This is a genomic window from Citrobacter sp. Cb041 (genome assembly GCF_030336655.1).
In the GTDB taxonomy this organism is placed as follows: Bacteria; Pseudomonadota; Gammaproteobacteria; order Enterobacterales; family Enterobacteriaceae; genus Citrobacter; species Citrobacter braakii.
Genome location: NZ_JAOWDD010000001.1, coordinates 1 through 214, shown reverse-complemented (window position 1 = coordinate 214; position 214 = coordinate 1). Strand labels below are relative to the sequence as shown.

General features: G+C 54.7%; 1 tRNA gene. It reads left to right on the top strand.

Going from position 1 to position 214, the window contains the following annotated elements:
- Nucleotides 1-137: 137 nt before the first annotated feature.
- Nucleotides 138-214 (top strand) — tRNA-Arg (locus tag OGV52_RS00005).

Genomic DNA, 214 nt, shown 5'->3' with positions numbered 1-214 from the left:
GCACCAGGGAGGATAACGTTGCTTCAGCAACGGCCCACAGGGCGAGGCGCAGCCGAGTAATCCTCCCGGATGCACCATCTCTTACTTGATATCGCTCATTACGATATCAATATCGGCAGTAAAGCAAGTTTCACGATGCATCCGTAGCTCAGCTGGATAGAGTACTCGGCTACGAACCGAGCGGTCGGAGGTTCGAATCCTCCCGGATGCACCA